17 protein-coding genes are annotated in these 19,815 nt (G+C 52.8%); 5 read left to right on the top strand and 12 right to left on the bottom strand.

Annotated features, from left to right (window positions below; translation table 11 throughout):
- Positions 1-718: 718 nt before the first annotated feature.
- The 3 genes from J2Z70_RS05950 to J2Z70_RS05940 all read right to left on the bottom strand — a co-directional run bounded on the left by J2Z70_RS05950 (position 719) and on the right by J2Z70_RS05940 (position 4,491).
- The gene (locus tag J2Z70_RS05950) at positions 719-1,315 is read right to left on the bottom strand and encodes a GNAT family N-acetyltransferase (RefSeq protein ID WP_209870404.1); all 597 of its coding nucleotides are present in this window, start codon (positions 1,313-1,315) and stop codon (positions 719-721) included.
- Positions 1,316-1,373: 58 nt separating this feature from the next.
- On the bottom strand, positions 1,374-3,287 hold the full coding sequence (thrS, locus tag J2Z70_RS05945; RefSeq protein ID WP_209870402.1) for a threonine--tRNA ligase: 1,914 nt from the start codon (positions 3,285-3,287) through the stop codon (positions 1,374-1,376).
- A 484-nt stretch (positions 3,288-3,771) separates the two neighbouring features.
- Positions 3,772-4,491, bottom strand: coding sequence for an HAD family hydrolase (locus J2Z70_RS05940; RefSeq protein ID WP_245368018.1), 720 nt, complete (start codon positions 4,489-4,491; stop codon positions 3,772-3,774).
- Positions 4,492-4,564: 73 nt separating this feature from the next.
- On the opposite strand from J2Z70_RS05940, the gene J2Z70_RS05935 reads away from it, so the two are divergent.
- Positions 4,565-5,623 (top strand): hypothetical protein, encoded by a 1,059-nt coding sequence (locus tag J2Z70_RS05935; RefSeq protein ID WP_209870401.1) that lies wholly within the window; start codon positions 4,565-4,567, stop codon positions 5,621-5,623.
- Here the strand turns inward: J2Z70_RS05935 and J2Z70_RS05930 are convergent.
- Positions 5,600-6,970: a glycoside hydrolase family 64 protein gene (locus J2Z70_RS05930; protein WP_209870399.1), complete on the bottom strand. Its 1,371-nt coding sequence runs from the start codon at positions 6,968-6,970 to the stop codon at positions 5,600-5,602. The genes J2Z70_RS05935 and J2Z70_RS05930 overlap by 24 nt on opposite strands.
- A gap of 349 nt (positions 6,971-7,319) precedes the next feature.
- Positions 7,320-7,838 carry a peptide-methionine (S)-S-oxide reductase MsrA gene (gene msrA, locus J2Z70_RS05925; protein WP_209870397.1) on the bottom strand — a complete coding sequence of 173 codons (519 nt, stop codon included), beginning with the start codon at positions 7,836-7,838 and terminating at the stop codon, positions 7,320-7,322.
- A gap of 363 nt (positions 7,839-8,201) precedes the next feature.
- Here msrA and J2Z70_RS05920 point away from each other — a divergent pair, with 363 nt between their 5' ends.
- The gene (locus J2Z70_RS05920) at positions 8,202-8,759 is read left to right on the top strand and encodes a TetR/AcrR family transcriptional regulator (RefSeq protein ID WP_036728667.1); all 558 of its coding nucleotides are present in this window, start codon (positions 8,202-8,204) and stop codon (positions 8,757-8,759) included.
- Positions 8,760-8,867: 108 nt separating this feature from the next.
- Here the strand turns inward: J2Z70_RS05920 and J2Z70_RS05915 are convergent, their stop codons facing one another.
- The 4 genes from J2Z70_RS05915 to J2Z70_RS05900 are packed head-to-tail and all read right to left on the bottom strand — an operon-like array spanning position 8,868 to position 13,001.
- Positions 8,868-9,884: a Gfo/Idh/MocA family protein gene (locus J2Z70_RS05915; protein ID WP_209870396.1), complete on the bottom strand. Its 1,017-nt coding sequence runs from the start codon at positions 9,882-9,884 to the stop codon at positions 8,868-8,870.
- Positions 9,885-9,922: 38 nt separating this feature from the next.
- Positions 9,923-11,011, bottom strand: coding sequence for a Gfo/Idh/MocA family protein (locus J2Z70_RS05910; RefSeq protein ID WP_209870394.1), 1,089 nt, complete (start codon positions 11,009-11,011; stop codon positions 9,923-9,925).
- Positions 11,008-11,784 (bottom strand): sugar phosphate isomerase/epimerase family protein, encoded by a 777-nt coding sequence (locus J2Z70_RS05905; protein ID WP_209870392.1) that lies wholly within the window; start codon positions 11,782-11,784, stop codon positions 11,008-11,010. The genes J2Z70_RS05910 and J2Z70_RS05905 overlap by 4 nt, the downstream gene beginning before the upstream one ends.
- A 53-nt stretch (positions 11,785-11,837) precedes the next feature.
- Positions 11,838-13,001: a Gfo/Idh/MocA family protein gene (locus J2Z70_RS05900; RefSeq protein ID WP_209870389.1), complete on the bottom strand. Its 1,164-nt coding sequence runs from the start codon at positions 12,999-13,001 to the stop codon at positions 11,838-11,840.
- Between the two features lie 158 nt (positions 13,002-13,159).
- On the opposite strand from J2Z70_RS05900, the gene J2Z70_RS05895 reads away from it, so the two are divergent.
- Positions 13,160-13,993 (top strand): AraC family transcriptional regulator, encoded by an 834-nt coding sequence (locus J2Z70_RS05895; RefSeq protein WP_327196478.1) that lies wholly within the window; start codon positions 13,160-13,162, stop codon positions 13,991-13,993.
- A 537-nt stretch (positions 13,994-14,530) separates the two neighbouring features.
- On the opposite strand, the gene uxaC is transcribed toward J2Z70_RS05895, so the two are convergent.
- A complete protein-coding gene (gene uxaC, locus J2Z70_RS05890; protein ID WP_209870386.1) occupies positions 14,531-15,940 on the bottom strand; it encodes a glucuronate isomerase in 1,410 nt (469 codons plus the stop codon).
- A 155-nt stretch (positions 15,941-16,095) separates the two neighbouring features.
- On the opposite strand from uxaC, the gene J2Z70_RS05885 reads away from it, so the two are divergent.
- Together J2Z70_RS05885 and J2Z70_RS05880 are read left to right on the top strand one after the other, a co-directional pair.
- Complete coding sequence (locus tag J2Z70_RS05885; protein WP_036728682.1) at positions 16,096-16,788, top strand: GntR family transcriptional regulator; 693 nt, start codon at positions 16,096-16,098, stop codon at positions 16,786-16,788.
- Positions 16,789-16,836: 48 nt separating this feature from the next.
- Positions 16,837-17,691 (top strand): SDR family oxidoreductase, encoded by an 855-nt coding sequence (locus tag J2Z70_RS05880; RefSeq protein ID WP_209870384.1) that lies wholly within the window; start codon positions 16,837-16,839, stop codon positions 17,689-17,691.
- Between the two features lie 66 nt (positions 17,692-17,757).
- Here J2Z70_RS05880 and J2Z70_RS05875 read toward each other — a convergent pair whose 3' ends face one another.
- Together J2Z70_RS05875 and J2Z70_RS05870 are read right to left on the bottom strand one after the other, a co-directional pair.
- Complete coding sequence (locus tag J2Z70_RS05875; protein WP_209870382.1) at positions 17,758-18,447, bottom strand: ABC transporter ATP-binding protein; 690 nt, start codon at positions 18,445-18,447, stop codon at positions 17,758-17,760.
- Positions 18,444-19,568, bottom strand: coding sequence for an ABC transporter permease (locus J2Z70_RS05870; RefSeq protein WP_209870380.1), 1,125 nt, complete (start codon positions 19,566-19,568; stop codon positions 18,444-18,446). The genes J2Z70_RS05875 and J2Z70_RS05870 overlap by 4 nt, the downstream gene beginning before the upstream one ends.
- Positions 19,569-19,815 lie beyond the last annotated feature (247 nt).

Raw genomic sequence — 19,815 nt, 5'->3', positions numbered from 1 at the left:
GCTTGTTTTAATACAGTGTGGGCAAGTGAAAGCCAACCGACCTCGAGCGTCACTTTTTTGATTCTGCGAAGCAGAAAACGCCGGAAGCCCTGGTTAGGTGATGTTCTGGACTATCTTTTTCGAGATCCATTGGCAAGCAAAGTTGGTCCATTTCCGCTTAAACAGCGGAGAGAACGAAATGATTGTGGAAAAGCGGCAGCGGTTGCCTTGGTCTCCGGATTTTCAGCGCTAAGGGGAAGAACTAAGTCATCCTAACGGATGAATAGGATTACCTTCGTACCAACACAATGTATGCTGTTTTTCGCATACATTCGGGCCATATGCCTGCGTGGGGCCACAATGTATGCTGTTTTCCACATACATTCTGGCCATATGCCTGCGTGGGACCACAATGTATGCTGTTTTCCACATACATTTGGGCCATATGCCTGCGTGGGACCACAATGTATGCTGTTTTCCACATACATTCTGGCCATACCATTCAAAGACCCCTTATCCACTAATCCACACACCTTGTCCACAAAAGGAGGAAACCATAATTTCCTAAACAATGATAAATTTTCTTACGAGCAAAGCGATTGTAACAACGTTTCGTTCGCGGAGCGTCCTCACCAAGCGCAAACGTTCATCCAACTCCAAAACAAGGGGGCCAGCCATTTCATAGCTTATGTGCCCCTCTATGTTAAAGCACTACTTTATGACACACCATAGCACACCGCTATTTGTATTTCTCATTCACCAAATATAGCAGATTCTTCTTCACCGCAGGCCATTCTTCATCGATAATGCTGTACAGCACATTGTCCATAACAGTACCGTCAGCGGTGATCCTATGCTTGCGCAGAATGCCCTCCCGGACCGCTCCAATCCGCTCAATGGCCCGCTGGGAGCGCAAATTGTGACTGACAATGGAGAAGTCCACCCGGATCAGGCCCAGCACTTCGAAGGCATATTGCAGTAAAAGCAGCTTCGACTCTGTATTCACCGCAGTTCTCCAGTATTCCGGTGAAATCCAGGTGCAGCCAATCTCTGCATTGCGATGCGTACGGTCCAGATGCATCAACCGCGTGGTCCCTACGATCCGGCCTGATGGCTGCTCTATCATGACATAAGGCATATCCTTGCCTGCCGCCTGATTCTTCAGAGCCGTATCCACCAGTTGTCCTGCCTCTTCCTCTGAGCTGATCTGCCTCCATGTGTACTCCCAGATCAGCGGATTGTGCAGCAAATTCTTAAGCTCAAGCTTATGCTCCTCCGCCAAAGGCACAAGCCGGATTACGTTGCCTGCAAGCTGACCTGCTTCTAGTACTGTCAACTGACTTCCCCCTATATCTTTACCTGTTATACTTTTCAACTATTATATATGAAGCGATTTATTCCCAACCGTCAATCTTAGCTGTCAGTTGCTGAATGAACTCCTGGGCGCTCAGTGTGAATAATATGTTCTCCGCACGGCTTCGTACCGAGATTGTTCCGTCATTCTGCTCCTGATCTCCCAGCACCAGCATATAAGGGATTTTCTCCAGCTGCGCTTCACGGATTCTGTAGCCCAGCTTCTCATTCCGGGAATCTGTCTCCACCCGCAGTCCGGCTGAAGCCAGCTGTCTTCTGACCTGCTCGGCATACTCGTCATGAACCACAGAGACTGGCAGCAGCTTGACCTGCACCGGAGACAGCCACAGCGGGAACGCTCCGCTATAGTGCTCTGTAAGAATACCCATGAACCGGTCAATAGAGCCGAACACCGCACGATGGATGACAACCGGACGATGCTTGTTGTTATCTTCGCCAATGTAAGTCAGGTCGAACTTCTCAGGCATCTGGAAATCCAGTTGAATCGTACCGCATTGCCAGCTCCGCTTCAGGGCATCGAGGACATGGAAATCAATCTTCGGTCCGTAAAAAGCGCCATCCCCCGCATTCACGCGGTACTCGATTCCATTCTTCTTCAGTACACGCTCCAGCGACTCCTCCGCCTGATCCCAGAGCTCTTCGGAACCCATATAGTCCTCCGGGCGTGTAGACAGCTCGACCTTGTACTCGAATCCAAAGATCGAATAGAACTGATCGATCAGCTCCAGCACCCGAGTAATCTCGGATTCAATCTGCTCCGGGAGCACGAACAAATGGGCGTCATCCTGGCAAAAGGTACGGACCCGCATCATTCCGTTCAGCGCACCGGAGGATTCATGGCGGTGAACCTGCCCGTATTCCGCAATGCGGATCGGCAGATCCCGGTAGGAACGGAGGCTGTTCTTGTAGATCAGCATGTGTCCTGGACAGTTCATCGGCTTCAGCGCAAAGTCTGTCTCATCCACCTTCGTGAAATACATCTCATCCTTGTAATGATCCCAGTGCCCGGATTGCTCCCACAGACGGCGGTTCATCATCAGCGGCGAGCGCACCTCCTCGTACCCGTCCGCGCGCTGCAGCCTGCGGGAGAAATCCTCCAGCGCTGTGCGGATCAGCATCCCTTTGGCCAGGTAGAACGGCATGCCCGGCGCTTCCTCGGAGAACATGAACAAGCCCAGCTCCTTGCCCAGCTTGCGGTGATCCCGTTTCTTCGCTTCCTCCAGCAGGTGCAGATGCTCCTCAAGTAGAGCTGTGCTCAGGAAAGCCGTGCCGTATATCCGCTGAAGCACCTGATTGTCAGCATCCCCGCGCCAGTAGGCACCCGCTACACTAAGCAGCTTGAACGCCTTAATCCGGCCAGTGGAGGGCAGATGCGGCCCCCGGCACAGATCCGTGAATTCGCCTTGCTCATACAGGCTGATGACCGCGTCCTCCGGCAGATCCCGAAGCAGCTCCAGCTTCAGCGGCTCTTCCAGCTGTTCAAAGAACTGCACCGCTTCCGCCCGGCTAACCACCCGGCGCCGGATCGGCAGGTTCTCCTTGATGATCTTCCCCATCTCCCGCTCAATTGCAGCAAGATCCTCGCTGGACAGGGGCTGTTCAATATCTATATCGTAATAGAAGCCGTCCTCGATCACCGGACCAATGCCCAGCTTCACGTTCCGTTCTCCATAGATCCGTTTGATTGCCTGGGCCAACACATGGGCTGTGCTGTGTCTGTGAATCATCAGCCCGTCGCTGCTGTCTGCTAACACAATCTCCACGAGGCTGTCCCCTTCAACCGGACAATCAAGGTCAACGAGTCTGCCATCGATTTTGCCGGCTACTGCATTCTTCCTTAGACTTACGCTAATCGACTCCGCAATCTGCGCAATTGTGGTGTTACGCGAATACCTCCTATTTGCTCCATCCGGCAGCTGCACTTGAATCTCCATGATTATGGCCTCCATTTCTTCAGTGTATATTCGTAAATGTAAACACAAAAAAACGCATCTCATCCCGGAAAGGGACGAGTGCGTCTTAAGCTCGTGGTTCCACCCTAATTCGACTATACGTCACTTCACCCCCGGCTGTTCGGCGGAAACGTGATCAGTACAATCCTCATGGCATCCGTTAACGGGGATGGGTCGGTGGCATTTACAGCCTCGCTAACAGCAGGAGGGTTCAGTGTCACGGCTATAGAGGGGTAACATCCGGCTGGTCTCTGTAAGAAGCTCTCACCTTGCACTTCTCTCTCTGGTCAGTCCTCACGGGATATCCTGTCTCTGGTCATTGCCTTGGTTATGGTGTTGCTGGTTACATAATACGCACGGTCTTCGTCAGAAGTCAATACCGCGCAGAAAAAAACTTAAAATCCGCTTCCCGCTTGACCGCTTAATCCTTTTAACTTTAACTCCCTTAACCCTCAGCCCGCGGGCCTTATCCGTTAAGCTCAGTCCGCTGCAACCGCAGAATAATATCCCCTACTTCTTCCACCGTATGCGCAATAAAATCCGCTCCGGCCGCCGATAATTCCTCCTCGGAACCATAGCCGAACAACACGCCCACAGAGGCTACACCGCAGGCTTTTGCCCCAATAATGTCATGCTCCCGGTCCCCGATCATCAGCGACTGCGAAGCAAGAAGATTATTCTCGTCCAGCACGTGTTGAATGACCTCGCGCTTCTTCGAGCGTGTCCCGTCCAGATTGCTGCCTGCCGCATACTTGAAGAACCCGTCCAGCTCATAATGGCGCAGAATCTGCTCAGCGAATACAATAGGCTTGGAGGTCGCCACATACAGCTCGAACCCCTTGGCTCTCAAGCTCTCCAGCAGCTCTGGAATGCCTGGAATGACATGATTCTCGAACATCCCCAGCGTCCGGTAACGCTCCCGGTAGAACTCCACAGCCTGTGCCGCTGCCTCCGCCGTGAAGCCCTGAATTTCAATAAAAGAATCATATAGCGGCGGACCTATGTAAGGAATCAGCAGGTCAGGATGCTCCACCTCGATGCTGAATTGGTTAAGCGCATACTCCACGCTTTTGGTAATGCCTTCCTTGGGGTCAGTCAATGTGCCGTCCAGATCAAATAAGATGTGCTTCAAGCTGTCCTTCATCTCTCCCGGATGCTCCCTTCGTGTGCAATTGCTATCTATCATACCTTTCTTCCTGTTTATTTTCCATCCTTAGGATGCTATAATTCAGAACAATTCGAGGAGCAGGAGGAATACGATGATACTGCTTAATCCCGCTACAATACTCATAGGCGACTATAACTTCGCCGCAAGGAACAATGCCGGACCTCCTGTTGTTGTATATGACAAGGAAGGCAGAGTGTACCGCCTGGATGCGGACTTAACGCCTCGTGAAGCCGGACAGCTATATAACTTGCAACCGCTTAACCTGGACTCCCTTTCGTTCCATCCTGAGCTTGCGCTGGCGGCTTTCATTATGGAGGATGAGGCAATGGGCGCAGGAGACTTCACGGGCCGCTTGCTGTGGAGCAAAGTCGGGGCTTATGTATGTGTTCTTTTCTCGCGTGATGGGGGGCTAATCTGGTCTGTAGCCAGGCTGGACGGGGAACATCTGCGGATTTCAGTGTTTCATAGCGGGGACGGAACGTTAGCACATTCACTAGACTTGGAAGATCCGTTCGGTGATAGTGCGCTGCGGCTGATGGACATTCCTGGGTCGGATGCTGTAACACTGGAGCTTGCGGCAGGTCAGAACGGTATATCCGTGTATGAATTATCTATTCAGCAGGGCGGGTTACATAGCAGGGAGATGTTCCCGCAGGGATGTTATATTGCGCCAGCTTGGCATCCTAACGGCAGTCAGCTGTTCACCTTGGAGAATGATGCGCAGGTGTATGCCCGGTTCTCCTATCCAGCCTTGGAGCTGCTACAGGAACAGGGCCCGCACGACGGGGAATACGAAGACGAGTATGAGGAAGAAGACACATATCCGGGCTATGGTATGCTCTATCTTCAGAACGGTCAAGTCATCACGCAAAATACGAATGAACGGTTCTTTTTGTTTGATCCTGAAACGATGGAACGAATCGGTGAATGGGCTTTTGCCGGATATGAGCCTGTGCCTGCGAGTGTGGTTTTCCCTTCGCTGGATGATGATCCTTCCCAGTATTCCCAGCTTCAATTGTGCGAGAGAGTCGGCAGCCTGCTTATATTCAGGACCGGCTCTCTACACGATATCCCTCATTTGCTGATGATTGAGGAAGCTGCGCTGCTGGAAGCCTTCGGCTCTATCTTACCAGGCCACGCGAATAATTAGACCTTTAGGGTCACCGACTTCCAGATAGGCTGCCTGGCCGTTAACATCGTCATACGGGAAGCCATAAGCCAAGCCGCTGATGCTGTGATCATGCCAGAATTTCGCATAAAAGTTGGCGGGAGCCGCATTGTAATAGTTCGCTACGTTGTTCCAGTTACTAGTGGTGTACACATGGCGGTTGATCGCAGCGGAAGTGGCGGCATCGATTAACGAACCGTCATTGCGCAGAATATCCTGGGTGCTATAGCTGGAATAGCCTGCAAAGTAATTCGCGTTGGCACCGCCGGCCTTGAACGATCCATGGACTGGAGCAATAATCCGGTAAGGCGCCTGATCGGTTGCCAGCGATTTGAAGGCGGACGGAACTTCATTCTGGTATTTGGTGAAAATGCCGGCCCGTGTCTCCGATTCCAGCTCGCCAACCGTCTTGTCATAACCGCCGGACAAGCCGACCAGCCGGTGCTGGATCGGGAAGCCGAAGGCATCTACACGGGTCGTATTGCCATGGTAGCCTGTAGCATCGACCGTGAATTCAACGAAGTCGAAATAGAGATTACGGTTAGGATCGGTTGGGTTATCAATATCCGGTCCGGCAAAGCCGTCGTCATAGGTCTTAATATACAACGGCGTGCCAACACTTAGGAACATGCGGCCGGAGGTGATTTTGGGCAGCGTTACCCAGTTGGTCTGGCTAACCGTATGATAAATATTGGCATAGTTGACCCCGTTCTTGGTCAGATGGCCGGAAGCATTATTCAGCGCATTCGAGATCGGAATGAGATTGCCGCTAAGATCCAGATAACTCCATTTGCCGTTGGCCGGATTGATGCCGATGACGCCCCAATAGACCTGGTTATCGGGGTAAGCGCCTCCCGTTCCATTCATGACTTTGACAGACACGGAGCCTCCCGGCGGTGTCGGAATAGAAGATGCAGCGATAGAATAGATCGAACCGGAAGACCCGGAAGGCGGAGTAGTCGGCGCTGCAGTGGGCACGGTTCCCGCAGTGTAGTTGAACCAGCCGGTATCATAAGCCGGAGTCCCATTGTTGTAGGTGAAGAAGTACGAGAGTGCTGTGCCGCTGGCGACGCCTGTAACCACCTGCTCATAACGCGCTTTATTGTTGTTATAAGTCATTCGGTAGTTTAGCTGGGTTCCCGAGTTCACCTTGTAATGCACATCGGTCCAGCTGGTACTGACCGTAGATTTGAACCAGATGGTAGCTGAGGTTCCCGACAGATCTACCCCTTGGGTATAATCAGCTGCGGCTGCTTTGGAATTGAACAAAGGCAGGCAAGAGAGCAAAAGCACGAACGCAAGCATCGTCATTAGCCATTTTTTGGACATTCTTAGATTCCTCCTGAATAATATTGGCATTGCAGCACTTCCCTTCAACTACAGGAGCTATAGAGCATTCTGTATTTCGCTGAGCTGCTTATTCTATCCCCTGTTCCCTCCTCTCTCTTCCCGCTGCATCAAAACCAGAATTACCAATGCTTGTATCCGTTTACAAATATGATTATAGTTGCACAATCGGCAATTGAGTAGGCACGGAATTTCGGATTTAGGTTCCCATATTTTGGTTTTTGGCATAATGATCTATAGCTTAACCCACAGGATGCTGCAAAAATAGTAAAAAGCCCGCAATTCCCAGATGCCGGGTAATCACAGGCTTTGTCTAACGGATATTCACGAATCACTTGTGCCAGTGCTGCGAAATAAAGGTATCCCGTCCGGATTGCTCACGGTCCTCTTTATAATGCTTCGGATTCTTCTTATGATAGTCCTGATGATAGTCTTCTGCCGGATAGAATACCGGCGCAGGCAGAATCTCCGTCACCACCGGAAGCTCGAATCTGCCGCTGACTGCCACCTGCTCCCGGGAAGCAAGTGCAGCCAGCCGCTGCTCTTCCGTATAATAGAATACCGCCGTGCGGTACTGCGTTCCCCGGTCCTGAAACTGTCCACCGTCATCCGTCGGGTCAATCTGCGGCCAGAATAACGCAAGCAGCCGCTCATATGGGAACAATTCCGGGTCAAAAGTGATTTGAACCACCTCGTAGTGACCGGTTGCACCGGTCTTCACCTGCTCATAAGTAGGGTTATCTACCGTTCCTCCGGCGTATCCCGATACAATCCCGTGAATTCCGGGAAGCTCTTCGAACGGCGTAACCATGCACCAGAAGCAGCCTCCGGCAAACATTGCCTGTTCCATAGCCATACTTCCACTCCCTGTCTCTCTTCTGCTGACTCTAGGTAAACCCTGTACTGAAGATAAAGCCTAATGGTCTAAAAGTCAATTGGATTGCTTGTATTAGCAATCCATTCATAAGCTTAAGAAATAGAATATTTATTCTATTGATATTCTAAAAGGAAGAAAATTAAACTTCAAATAAATTCAGAATGAAAATTCCACTTCTCCTAATTTTGACATAAATATAGTTCTTTTATTGTCTATTCCACCACAAATTCAATCTTTTTTCCACTTTACAGCGGAATAGACATTCTGATAATTGACATTTCCTTGCAGAAGCTGTACTATTTTATAGAATGATTTTTCCGCTAGTGAGGTGTAATGATGGGTAAACGCGATGATATTCTTCAGGCAACCCTTGATTTAATTACTGAAGAAGGCTTACAATCTGTTACTTTTGCCAAAATATTCAAGAGGGCCAATGTAGGATCCAGCACATTCTATCATTATTTCGAGAACAAGGAGCAGCTGGTCAATGAGTTGTACCATAAAGTCCGCATACATAAAAATGAGTTCGTCATGAACGGCTATGATCCCGGCTTAACCATCTATGAGCGTGTGAAGAGCCTTCTGAAGAATACGGCCAACTATTCGCTTCAATACCCCAAAGAGGTTGATTTCACAGAGAACTATTGCTCCTCGCCCTATATTTCCGAGGACTTGCGGAACACGCTGGCCCCCTCAACCTTAGAGATATTCTCCATCATTGAAGAAGGCCAGCGGCAGGGAATCATCCGGGAAATGAATGTCTGTCTGTGCTATCAGCTGATCTACGGGATATTAATTGCTGTCATCAAAGGATACCTGGACGGAAAATATCCGCTTAACGAGCAGCAGATTCAGCAGACCATTGAAGCCTGCTGGCTTGCGATTAAGCTGTAGCGGCTTACTTCCAGTCTCTTCGGCTAAACGCAACACAAATAAGGCTGTCTCTTACGCAGAACTCTGCCTAAGAGACAGCCTATTCCGGCATCAGCCGGTTGATGAATGCTAGACCTGAGGGACCAGATTCCGGCTGCCCGAGGACTTGTAGATCTCTGCAATCAGCTTGAGCGCTTTGATGCCCTCAGCACCGTCAATCCAGAACCTGCGGCCTTCACGGATGTGGGCGTAGAAGTCATGAATTAACCGTGAGTGCCCGGTGCCCCAGTACGATTTCCCGCCGCTGCTGATGCTCTGCGGCTCGCAGAGCAGCGTCTCCTCACCCTCTTTCCACAGATAGAGACTGTCACGGCGCTGCTGCAGGGTCCCTTGCTCGAAGACCAGCTCCAGCTCCACCGGCGAATTGGCCTGATACGCATTGGTTCCGTAGAAAAGTCCGCGCGCCTTGTTTTTGAAGTCGATACACGCATGTGCGCTGTCCTCGACCTCAATGACATCGTTCAACACATCGGTGCTGACACTCCCTTTCACGGCAGCGATGTCACCGCCGAACCATTGCAGCAGATCCAGGGTATGGATAGCCTGATTGATCAATACCCCTCCGCCTTCCGTAGACCAGCGGCCTCTCCATGGACTGTTCGTGTAGTACTCCTCAGTCCGGGTCCAGGTTACCAGGCCCTTCATACAGAGGAGATTGCCCAAGCTGCCGGAATCGATTACTTGTCTGATCCGCACTGAAGGTTCATTATAACGGTTCTGGAACACTACACCCAGCTGACCCGCTGCATGCTCCGCCGCCTCCTGCATCAAGCGGGCCGAAGGTACATCCAGCGCCATGGGCTTCTCTGTTAACACATGCTTGCCGGCCTTCAGCAGCTCTATCGCCATTCCGGCATGCAGATGATGCGGCGTGCAGAGATGGACAATGCCGATATCTGCACGCTCCAGCAGCTCCCTGTAATCCGTCAGGCCTTCACATTCGTAATCCTGAGCAGACTGTGCTGCCTGAACAGGGTCACTGTCCACCACGGCTACCAGCCGCGCATTCTGGATGGAAGCAATGGCTCTGGCATGCAGCGGGGCAATCGCCCCGCAGCCGATAATCGCTGCTCCATTGGTATTCATCTTAACCACCTTCCGATCTTCTGATAGCTGTAATGCAACTATTTGAGCGTATCCGGGGTCAGATTCACCGCTTGCCGCTGCGCCTCCAGACACAGCTCAGCAGCCTTGAACGCATGCTCCTGCGTCATCGCCTTCTCCGTCCGTTCCAGGCAGTCCAGAATCAGCTCACCGAAGAACGGGAAGCCGATCTTCCCGGCCACATGCTCATAATGCTCGCCCTCACCGTCTACCCAGTAGACATGGTCCGGTGTGCTGGAGCGGCCGATATCGCTGTATTTGCGCAGTTCAATATAGCCTTCCGTGCCGAGAATGATCGTCCGGCCATCGCCCCAGGTTCCGAGTCCTGACGGAGTGAACCAGTCCACGCGAAAATACTGCGTAGCCCCGTTATCCCCAACCAGCGTAGCATCCCCATAATCCTCCAGCTCCGGGTAAGCCGGATTGTTGTAGTTGGCGACCTTGCTGTGAAGTACCTTGGCATCACGGCAGCCCGCGTAGAAGAGGAACTGTTCAATCTGATGGCTGCCGATGTCACAGAGAATGCCGCCGTATTTATCACGCTGGAAGAACCATTCCGGCCGGCTGGGTGCATTTAACCGGTGCGGCCCCAGTCCCATCACCTGAAGCACACGGCCAATCGCCCCCTGCTGCACCAGCTGACCGGCATAGACAGCGCTCTCTACATGCAGTCTCTCACTGTAATACGTCATGTATTTCCGCCCCGTCTGCTCCACTTGAAGGCGTGCTGCCGCGAGCTGGTCCAGAGAAGTAAACGGAGATTTGTCCGTGAAATAATCCTTCCCGTGTGCCATCACCCGCAGACCGAGCGGACCGCGCTCCGAAGGAACGGCCGCTGCTGCTACGAGCCGGACCTCAGGATCTTCAAGAATCTCTTCAGCAGAGCGTGCGGCTTTGACGCCGGGATACTTGTTCAGGAATGCTTTTACCTTCTCGGGGTCAGGATCGTATACCCACTTCAGCTCGGCTCCCGCCTCCACCAGCCCGTTGCACATCCCGTAGATATGCCCATGATCCAGTGCCAGCGCAGCAATTACGAATTCACCCGGTCCCACGACAGGCTTCGCCTCATGTACCGGAGCATACATCATTCCATCCTTGCGGCTCATGCTTGCACCTCCAATCTGGAGTGCAGATGCCGGAGGCTGATCTCCAGGCTCTCGAACGGATCACGCTGGCACACATCCTGCTCCACGATATGCCATTCCACCCCGGTCTTGCGGCAGGCATCAATAATCGCTCCATAGTTCATATTGCCTTCGCCGATCTCGGCAAACACTGCCTTACGGTTCAGAATAGTCATATCCTTGAAATGCACGGCCTGCATTCTGCCTTCCACCTTGTGAATCCACTCTACAGGATCTCCGCCCCCCGCCTGAACCCAGTATAGATCCAGCTCGAACCCGAAGACCTCCGGATCACTGTCCTGCAGCAGCACATCCATACCGGTCAGACCGTCAAAACGTTCAAATTCAAAATCATGATTATGATAAACGAATTGCAGACCATACTCTTCCTTAAGTGTACGTGCAATGCCGGAAGCCAGCTTGGCGAAGGTGCGGTAGCCCTCCTGGCTGGTCTGATATTCCGCAGGCAGCGAGCCAAGACCGATGTATTTGCAGTCCCACAGCTTATGTTCGGCGGCGAGCGCATCCAGATCATTCACCAGCCGGTCCCAGGGAACATGTGTCGCACATATTTTCAGATTAAATTCATCGGCATATTCCTTCACCAGCCTAGGGTCCATAGGACCGATCCCGGAGATCTGCACAGCCTGATACCCGATGCTGCTCACCTTCCGCAGGCTCTCCCGCAAGGCTTCCGGCGTCTGGGTATATTCACGCAGGGTATACATTTGGGCGGCAATCGTTGAACGGTTCATTGTATTCATCCACTCCTAGATAAGTTTAATTGGCGTAAGAGAGTAAAGTTAATCTAGTGGGTACCCGATACATCAAGGGCTTTTTGGCTGACCGGAGCTTTCTGAAAAGTCGAATTCTCCACCTGCTCCATCAGCTTCTCATAGAACAGCTCGCTGTCAATCGGCAGGTCCACCCAGTTGTCGGTCCACGCAGACAGATACATGGCATTGGACAGGGTCAGCCCGTGAATGCCCTCTTCCCCCGGAGCCAATAGCGGCTCATCATGCAGAATCGCATTGGTGAAGTTGCGCAGAATCCCCTTATGCTGCTCTCCATTCCCGGAGTCCACCGGAATTTCGCATTTCCAGCATTCCGGCGCTCCGAAGCCTCCGGTATATTCCGCATTGAACTTCGGCTCAGGGGTGCGAAGGCGGAAGAAGGTCAGCGTGCCGTCTTCGATGACGATTTTACCGTTGTCGCCTGTAATCTCGAACCGGTTCGTCCCCGGCGCTTCCCCTGTAGTCGTGATGAACAGCCCGGTTGCGCCATTCTCATACTCCACATAAGCGGTCACATCATCCTCAACCTCAATATTCCGGTACTTCCCGAACTGGCAAAAAGCTCGTACCCGCTTAGGCATCATCCCGGTGGTCCACTGCCAGAGATCTAGCTGGTGCGGGTCCTGGTTCAGCAGCACTCCGCCGCCTTCCCCGCCCCAGGTCGCCCGCCAGCCGCCGGAATCATAGTAGCTCTGAGAGCGGTACCAATTGGTGATAATCCAGTTCGTGCGCCGGATCTCTCCCAGCTCCCCGGATTGAATCAATTCTCTCAGCTTCTGATAGAGCGGATTCGTCCGCTGGTTATACATAATGCCGAATTTGCGGTCAGACTTCGCTGCGGCGTCATTCATCTCCTGTACTGCCTTCGTATAGACACCGGCAGGCTTCTCAATCAGAACATGCAGCCCGTAGCCCAGCGCTTCAATCGCCAGTGGCGGATGATCATAATGCGGGGTGGCAATCATCACCGCATCAATGATCCCGGACTTGAACAGCTCCTCCGGCGACAGAAAGCGCTGCACATGATCCGGCAAATGCTCCTCTGCCCATTCCAGCCGCTCAGGGCTGATGTCGCAGACGGCCGTTAGCTCGGCCCCCTTAATATCACTCAGCAGACTCTGTGCATGGGTCCGCCCCATACCCCCAACGCCAATAATTCCATAACGTACCTTATCCATCTCCCATTCCCTTCCTGAAACAGTTTATGTTATGAGGATAACCCTATTTGCCGGTGGTGAACATGACTGTAATTAAGGTATATTTGTATAATAATAAGATGTATTGGATAAATGGAAGCGTTATAATAGATTTATATCCTTAATGGAGGGGCCCTGACATGAATATGATTGCGAACGGCAATTTGACCGGACGCCTGCTGCACAACCTGACGGTTACCGTTACCCATGCCCAGTTAACCAGCAGATATCCGGGATGGAACCGGACGAATGAGACCCCTGCCTTCAACCGGCTGTATTATATTGATTCCGGCGAAGGCAAGGTGATTATCAACGGAGTGGCGTACTATCCGAGACCCGGACAGCTGATGATTATGCCCGCAGGTTCCACCCAGACCACGGATACTTCACGTGATGATCCTTATACACGCTACTATTGCCACTTCGATGCGCAGATTGGGGAATGGCCGCTGTTTCATTCGGCGAATAAGCTCTACATCTGTGATGTGCCTGATCCGGAGGCCACCCGGACGATGTTCGCGGAGATGATTGAATGGTTCCAGGATACCGGCTTCCTCGCTACCCTGCGGACGCAGGCCGCGCTGCTTACGCTGCTGTCCCTTTGTCTGGAATCGGGGGGCTACAGCAATTTCCTTGACGATCTGACACATACGAGCGACCAGGGCAAGCTGGCGAATGTGCTGGGTTACATCGATCAACGGTTAATGCGGCCGCTGACGGTCGAGGAGCTGGCAGAACGGGTCCATCTGCACCCGAACTATTTCATTCCCTATTTCAAGAAATTCATCGGCGTTCCGCCGATGCAGTACGTCCAGCTGAAACGGATGGAGCTCGCGAAGAGGCAGCTCTCCTACACCGATTTCAGCATCTCCAGTATCGCCGAGCAGGTCGGCATGGAGCTGGCCCACTTCTCGAAGGTGTTCAAGAAGTCAACCGGCGTATCCCCGTCTGCTTACCGGAGCAGTACGCGGTAGGGTGCACCGGAAGGTGCCAGAACAAATACGCACCAGCACCGAATGTATGCTGTTTTCCACATATATTCGGGCTACATGCCTGCGCGCCAGCAAATGTATGCTGTTTTCCACATACATTCGGGCCACATGCCTGCGCATCAGCATAATGTATGCTATTTTCCACAGACATTCGGGCCACATGCCTGCGCGCCAGCAAATGTATGCTGTTTTCCATATACATTCGGGCCACATGCCTGCGCGCCAGCAAATGTATGCTGTTTTCCATATACATTCGGGCCACATGCCTGCGCATCAGCATAATGTATGCTGTTTTCCGCATACATTCGGACCACATGCCTGCGCGCCACTTATCCACAACAGAGGAAAATCATAGTTTCCTCAAGAAACAAAAAATCAGCATGCCTCTTTAGAAGCCTGCTGATTTTTTGAAAATATAATTTATAGGTTTCCGAAACGGTACCGTCCTTTAAAAGGACGGCAAAGCCGTTTCCACTTGTGCTTTTCCAACCCATGAATGGTATGCTGCGCTCCTGCTCTCTACTTGATCCCGAAATACGCATCCGCATTGTTGTAGCATATATTCTCAATGGTCCGGCCGATCAAGGCATAGTCTCGCGGCAGGTCCCCCTCTTCCATCCACGTGCCGAACAGGTTGCAGAGAATGCGCCGGAAGTATTCATGACGAGTGAAGGAGAGGAAGCTTCTGGAGTCAGTCAGCATGCCGACAAAAGGGCTGATCAGGCCGATGCTGGAGAGCGCCTTCAACTGCTGCAGCATACCCTCCTTCTGATCATGGAACCACCAGCCGGAGCCCATCTGCACCTTGCCCTTGATGCCATCGCCCTGGAAGTTACCGATCGCGGTGGCGATCATCTCGTATTGCGAAGGGTTCAGCGTATAGACGATGGTCTTCGGCAGCTGTCCGCTGGCATCCAGCTCATTCAGCAGTGCGTTGAGACTGCGGGCCATATTGAAATCCAGAATCGAATCGAAGCCGCTGTCCTTGCCGATGGCACTGAACATCCGTGCGTTGTTGTTGCGCAGCGCTCCGATATGCAGCTGCATGCTCCAGCCCCGCTCATGATAGAGCCGGCCTAATTTGATCAGCGTATGGCTCTGGAACTTCTGTTCCTCCTGCGGGCTGATCTCTTCCCCTTTGAAGGCCCGGGCGAATATGTAGGCCGCTTCATGCTCTGTAGACTGGGCATGCGGCAGCTCGCCGAAGGCCTGATCCGACAGCCGGCAGCCATGCTTATGGAAATAATCGATCCGCGCGGTCACAGCCTGGAGGAATCCGGAGTAATCGTGGATCTCAATACCGCTCGCCTCACCAAGCAGGCCCACGTATCCGGTGAATCCTTCATCACGGATATTCAGCACCCGGTCCGGTCTGAAGGTCGGGGCAACCACCGTCTGAAGCACATTGTCCTTCTTAATCTGAATGTGATGCTCCAGTGAATCAATGGGATCATCCGTTGTGCAGACCACATCGACATTGAGTTTTTTGAGAATCCCCTGCGTAGTCAGTTCATCTCCCTGGAGCTGCTCATTGCAGCGTTCCCACACACTGTCCGCAGTCTCCCCGGAGAGCAGCTCGTCGATCCCGAAGTAGCGCTTCAACTCCAGATGAGTCCAGTGGTAGAGCGGATTGCCCACCATCTCAGGCAGGGAACGCGCCCAGACCATGAACTTGTCCTTGTCCGGCGCATTCCCGGTAATGAGCTGTTCGTCAACGCCCAGCCAGCGGAGCGCCCGCCACTTGTAATGATCCCCGGATAACGCGAGATCAGCGATATTGCGGAACCTGCGGTTACTGCTGATCTCCTGCGGATTCAGATGACTGTGGAAATCATAAATCGGCATTGCAGCGGCATAATCGTGATACAGTCTCTGTGCACTTGGACTTAACAGCAGCCAGTCGTCATGAATAAAAGATGAGGTACTCATATTGTTATCCAGCCTCTCGTGTATGATATTGACGGGCCACGGATACCGTCCTGAAGCGGACAGCAGGCGCTTCTGCCCATTCGCACTACCATACTACCATACAAGTATGGTAGTATGGTAGTGCTTACATTAATCATTAACAGGAGGGTTACACGATGGAATACACTATCGGTACACAAGCACTCTCCACAAGGGACATCGTGTATCGTTCACTGAAGAATCAGATTCTGCTGCTGGAGCTGCCGCCCGGAACCGGGATTTCGGAGAAGGAGATTTCACTGAAGTTCAGTGTCAGCCGCACTCCGGTCCGTGAGGCCTTTGTCCGTCTGGCCCAGGAGGGCCTGCTTGCTGTATACCCCCAGCGGGGAACGGTGGTCTCCCTGATTGATTCCGAGCTCGTGGAAGAAGCCCGCTTCATGCGCGAGCATCTGGAGCGGGCAGTCATCCGGGAATCGTGCAGCGCCTTCCAGGCCAGGAATCTTATCGATCTAAAGGCTAATCTGGACAAGCAGAAGCTCTGCATCGAAGATCAGGACTATAAGGAAATGTTCATGCTGGACGAAGAGTTCCATCATGTGATTTTCATGGGCTGCAATAAAAAGAATACCTGGGAGGTCATCCAGCAGATCAAGGTTCATCTGAACCGCAGCCGGATGCTCAAGCTCACGGCAGATCACAACTGGGAGCATCTGTACCGGCAGCATTATGGTCTATATGAAGCCATTGAGCAGCATAATATTCAGCAAGGGGATCAGATTATGCAGGAGCATATGGCCCTGACGATCGCCGACCAGGAGATGCTGATGGAGAAATATCCGCAATATTATAAGCAAAGATCCGCAGACTGATATAACCTGACGCAAGATCATACTTTCACCAAGAAGGGTTGGATCACTATGTCCGAGTTGGCATTACAGCCTGCATTGGCAGGCAAGACCGCTGTAATTACCGGAGGAGCCGGAGCCCTCTGCAGCGCTATGGCGCTGGAATTGGCCCGTCAAGGCATGAAGGTCGCCATCCTGAACCGTACGGAGGCCAAAGGGGCAGCTCTGGCTGCACAGATCACTTCCGGCGGCGGCCAGTCCCTGGCCTTGGCCTGCGATGTTATGGATGCCGGGAGTGTCCGGCAGGCTGCGGAAGAAATCCACAAGCAGTGGGGTCCCTGCGACTTGTTGATCAATGGAGCCGGGGGCAATCAGCCTTCTGCGATCACCACCAAGGAGACCTTGGAGCCGGGAGACCTGGAGAATCCCGATGTCGTCTCCTTCTTCGATCTGTCCGTGAGCGGCTTCCGCACGGTCCTCGACCTCAATCTCACCGGAACATTAATTCCAACTCAAATCTTCGCCAAGCAGATGCTCGGACGCCCCGGAGCAGCGGTGATCAACATCTCCTCCATGAGCGCCGCATCGCCACTCACCAAGGTTCCGGCTTACAGTGCGGCCAAGGCAGGCATCAACAACTTCACGCAGTGGCTTGCGGTTCATCTGGCAGAGTCCGCCATACGGGTGAATGCCATCGCCCCCGGCTTCTTCGTCACTGCACAGAATGAACAGCTGCTGAAGAATCCGAACGGTGAACTGAACGAACGTTCGCTCAAAATCATCTCCCAGACCCCGATGCGCCGCTTCGGCACACCGGAGGATCTGCTCGGCACCTTGCTCTGGCTGGCCGATGAGCGCATGTCCGGGTTCGTAACCGGGGTAACCATCCCCGTAGACGGCGGGTTTATGGCCTACTCGGGCGTGTGAAGGCATTCTGCAGCGGGAAACCGGCATTCAAAAAAACTGAACCCCGTCCCCAGGGTTCAGTTCCAATTAATTAAGGCTATGCGCTTCAACCAGCACGCCATCCTCCAGATGCAGCACCCGGTCGCACCAGTCCAGCATTCGTTCGTCATGAGTAACCATTACAGCAGCCTTGCCTTCGCTCCGCACCTCGTCGGCTATCATCCGTACCACTTCCCGGCCACGGCTGTAATCCAGGCTGGCTGTAGGCTCGTCTGCGAACAGAATGGCCGGCTTGTTCATCCACGCCCGGGCAATCGCCACCCGCTGCTTCTCGCCCCCGGACAGCTGTTCGGGGTAATGGTTGCGGCGTTCCCAGATCTCCAGACGCTTCAGCAGATAGGCGGCACGCACCTTCGCTTCCTTCGGGCTGAGCTTAGCCAGCTTCGCTACATAAAGCAGCTGCTCCTCTACCTTCAGGAACGGCAGCAGCTGCGCACTTTGGAACATGAAGCCGATTTTTTTCAGCCGCAGCTCCGTCAATTCCCCCTTGTCCTTGTCACGCAGCGATTCACCATCGAGCAGGATCTCTCCGCTGGTGGGCGTAAGCAGCGCACCGGCTGCGGAGAGAAATGTGCTTTTCCCGGAGCCGGATGGCCCCAGTACTGCTATGAATTCGCCTTCGTTCACCGTAAGGTCCAGATGGTTCAGAACGGTCATCGCCCCGTCCCCCTCCCCGTAAGTCTTGGTTACCTGCTTCATCACTAATTTCGCACTCATGCTCCAGTCCTCCCTATCGCTTCCAAGGCATCCACCTTAGCTACTCTTGCTACCGAAATTAACGAGCCCAGCAGGGACATCCCTATGAACAGCAGACTGGTCATCGCCATCGTCTGTCCGTCCAGCTCAAACGGCATCGTGTCGGGCAGGCCCATATTCATCCCAAGCGTAAGCAATATGCCCAGCACCAGACTGGCGACAGACAGCAGCATCACTTGACCGATTACACTCCAGGCCAGATAGGACATCTTGGTCCCCATCGCCTTCAGGATACCGAATTGGCTGGTCTTCTGGATCGTAATGACATAGAAGAATACAGCAAGAACTACTGCGGCAATCACGATCAGGAACACAATCATCATCATCAGCGAATTCTGCTCGGCGGAGTAACCGGGAACACTGGCGATCGCCTGCTTTTGCGTAATTACCTCTACGGACTGTAGCTGATCTGCAATCTGCCCAGCTTGAGCCGCCGTTACATCCAGCGCGATCACATTGTACGGGGCATTGGCCTTGCCTGAACCTCCGCCTCCCTGAACCGTTCCTTGCTTCATCGCCTGCCAGTCCAGCTGATTGATATAGACCACCGGAGTATGGCTGTAGGAGCTGTCCTTCACGAAGCCGGTAACCGTCCAGCTCATGCCGGAAGCCTGATCACGGATCGTACTGCCAATGGTAACGCCGGACTGTTCCAGCTTGGAGTCTGCAATCGCGCTGCCTTGAACCTCATTGGTGAATCCGGCGCCTTCCGTTACTTCAGGAGCCAGCATGCCCGTCATATCTACGGCAAAAAAAGTAATATCCGCCTTAACATCCGCACCGGCAGCTGTAATTGTACTGGTCTGTACCCCCAGCGGAGTCGCGTTCGCCTCTCCGGCTACTGACCGGGCAGCCGCAAGCTCCGTATCCGTTAACTGTGAACGCCTGAAGGTATGATCCGCATCGCTCTGCACGGCAAAGTAATTGGCGGGCATATTTTTCAGCGCCGAAATGTTGGCATAAGCAAGACCTCTAGCCAGGCCGGTGACGAACAGCACCAGGAACGAGACCAGCAGCATAATCACCATAATGAGACTGTAGCGTGCTTTGGAGTGCCTCATCTCCCGTATTGCCAAGAACATATAACCACTCCTTCTAATCTGTATATCCACAGTTTAGAGAGTGAAGATGAACGGAGTATGAATAGAGAATTACACTCTATAGATTGAACATAGCCGCTTCCAAAAACAGATGGCAGGCGCAACTGCGGTGAATATTGGACTTCCGGCCGCTGTTGTATTTGAATTTCCTGATTAAACCGCTCTTCGCGGTAGAAATCCAAATACAAAGGCGGTCGCTACCGCTCCTCCAGTTCCAAATTCCCCTCCG

The sequence above is a fragment of the Paenibacillus silagei genome, from assembly GCF_017874735.1.
Classification (GTDB): Bacteria; Bacillota; Bacilli; order Paenibacillales; family Paenibacillaceae; genus Paenibacillus_AQ; species Paenibacillus_AQ silagei.
Note: the sequence above shows the minus strand (reverse complement) of the source record. Positions and strands in the feature narration are given on the sequence as shown.